Source organism: Marinimicrobium sp. UBA4209, from assembly GCF_002381585.1.
In the GTDB taxonomy this organism is placed as follows: Bacteria; Pseudomonadota; Gammaproteobacteria; order Pseudomonadales; family Cellvibrionaceae; genus Marinimicrobium; species Marinimicrobium koreense.
Window position 1 is genome coordinate 1 of the sequence record NZ_DFTP01000064.1, and the last position, 1,780, is coordinate 1,780.

Annotated in this window: 3 protein-coding genes; 1 reads left to right on the top strand and 2 read right to left on the bottom strand. The window is 46.3% G+C overall.

The genetic code is table 11. From position 1 onward, the window contains the following. Window positions 1-184: 184 nt before the first annotated feature. Window positions 185-523, bottom strand: a complete 339-nt coding sequence (locus B3187_RS09070; protein ID WP_286805897.1) for a hypothetical protein — start codon at window positions 521-523, stop codon at window positions 185-187. A gap of 12 nt (window positions 524-535) precedes the next feature. Then, window positions 536-1,120, bottom strand: a complete 585-nt coding sequence (locus B3187_RS09075; protein WP_286805899.1) for a hypothetical protein — start codon at window positions 1,118-1,120, stop codon at window positions 536-538. Window positions 1,121-1,398: 278 nt separating this feature from the next. Between B3187_RS09075 and B3187_RS09080 the strand changes: the two genes are divergently transcribed. After that, window positions 1,399-1,780 (top strand): hypothetical protein (locus B3187_RS09080; RefSeq protein ID WP_286805900.1); only part of this gene is annotated, 382 nt, incomplete at its 3' end.

Sequence of the window (1,780 nt, forward strand, 5' to 3'; positions counted from 1 at the left end):
AGATCAAGTCTGAACTACTACACTTTAACAGCGATCGGGGTTCGCAGTTTACCAGCCACGCTTTTATCAGCGTTCTGAAACGTGAAGCGAGGGGATTACAGCTAAAAAGAGTCCCGATAAATCTTCGGTCTCACTCTCGGCCCAGGCAAATAAATCTTGATGAGGTTAATGCGATTAATTCAAGTTAACGGTAGTAGTCCGCAATAAAACGACACTCCCAATCTCTTCCTGTTTCATATTCCGCCAAGTCTTTCAATGTAGAGTAGAAACGCTTCTTGGGAAGATTGGCTAGATGGCCAGTATGCTCTTCTAACTCTGGAATCTCTTCATCAACCCGGTCAGAGAGTCTCTGGAAGACCTCCGGTCCCGGTGACTCCCTGCCGGAAAGCTCTTCCTCATAGATCAAACAAAGCCGATCATAAGGATTATTTTCTTCATTCGTAGCTCCACTATTACAGGCGTTTGCCGATAACAGCAGGAAAATGGATAGAGCCCGAACATTTGTTTTTATACCACTATTCATCATCACCTCCTTTTACATGGCAAGCTCATGTCGCTCTTCATGTATCAGCCATACTTTTCGATCATTTGCCCCACGAAAAGGATCAACCAAAAAATATGAAACAACATGAACCGGAACAAAGGAGGCGCCTATTCGTGATTTACCTATCTCTTCCCGTTGCCAGAGTTCATCTCCTCCGCGCGCCAAAATTCGATGCGTGGTTTTTCCCAGACTGATTCCCGTTGCCGCCGCACTGAAGATAAGCCCTGCCCCACCCGATACAAAGCTTGCCCCTGCACCTGCTAGGGAAGTGAGAAGCGGGTAATCTCGACCGCCCATTAGGCGGTTATTGAGCATGAACGTATAGTTGTTCTCTATGACGCTGGGTAATGTCATCGCTTTTCGGTGCGCGACGCAATTCTCTTGTATTGCCAGTTTCTCGACAGGAGTCGATGGCTCATAAATCCAACGGCCGTTCAAAAATTTAGAGTGGGCAAGAAGGAAGGGCTTTTGACCGGAATTTTGCAGATACCTTTTTAAGCCAATCAAATCGCCTAAGGTTTTGATTCCCGTTTCTGGGCGAAGCTCGTCTAGATGCTGGAGAACAGATGGCGTCATAATTAATTTCCTTTTAATTTGTAGCTGCTAAAATCGGAGGATAAACTGCGGTGAAAGAATACCTCTGAGGTCAAATGAGTTCAACCCCTTACGGAGTGACACAAATCACATTATGTGCTGTATGAACGGCTTACCACGCTGATGCCATGGACCAGTTACCTTGAAATCAACCAACTCCCAACTCATGGTCTAGCATGCCTCCCTATTTTCCTGGATCGGCCCGGCAGGTGACAATCATCAGCAGTGAGCAATGGTAACTGTCCGTAAGGAACGACAGAATGGAAGAACTTGACTTTTTTTATCTGACACCAATAAATCAAAATGCGTCGATTTTAACGACTTCGCGGCGACCAGAGTCTGTCAATGTTAAAGGCTCGGTGCTGGAGAAGCAGTTTTCCCTTCCCAATGGCTGGCACCTCATCTTGACGACGGCAGATTCACCGTACGATGAGGCGCTTTACATCACAGTGATCGACCAGCACTTTGAGGTAACAGATCAAATCGAAATTTCCAGCGCGCTGGTGCCTGGAATACTTGAAGATGTAGAAGTTCAGAGTCATAACCGTTTGAAGTTTTCGTTTAACAAAGCGGACCCGTACATCCTCACTATTGACCCCAAGGGCTTCATAATCCCGAGATCAAGTGATAAGGGTAGAAGGC

Coding starts and splice junctions, on each gene's coding strand:
- B3187_RS09075 (WP_286805899.1), bottom strand. CDS start 1,120: ATGACGCCATCTGTTCTCCAGCATCTAGACGAGCTTCGCCCAGAAACG.
- B3187_RS09070 (WP_286805897.1), bottom strand. CDS start 523: ATGAATAGTGGTATAAAAACAAATGTTCGGGCTCTATCCATTTTCCTG.